Source organism: Pseudoalteromonas luteoviolacea H33-S (assembly GCF_001625695.1).
GTDB lineage: Bacteria > Pseudomonadota > Gammaproteobacteria > Enterobacterales > Alteromonadaceae > Pseudoalteromonas > Pseudoalteromonas luteoviolacea_B.
Genome location: NZ_AUXY01000028.1, coordinates 1 through 237, shown reverse-complemented (window position 1 = coordinate 237; position 237 = coordinate 1). Strand labels below are relative to the sequence as shown.

Genomic DNA, 237 nt, shown 5'->3' with positions numbered 1-237 from the left:
ATAAATCCAGTAACCACAAGGGCCAGCTTCATAAACGAAATGTATAGTTGCATTAGGGTATTTAGATTCAAATTGCCTGATGAGCCTTTTTATAGCTACTTTAGCAGAAGAAATACGACCGAAATGAATGGGGTGTGCGCCGCGATTATCTTCAATGTAGGCAACCTCAATGAATTCTTTATGAGTATCTAAGCCAATGAAAAGTATGTTATGTTTAGTCATGCTAGCCTCTGCTAT

The 237-nt window shown here is 38.0% G+C and carries 1 pseudogene; it reads right to left on the bottom strand.

Going from position 1 to position 237, the window contains the following annotated elements:
- Window positions 1-222 (bottom strand): annotated as a pseudogene (locus N477_RS01700) (IS110 family transposase); the annotation flags it as partial.
- Between the last annotated feature and the right edge of the window lie 15 nt (window positions 223-237).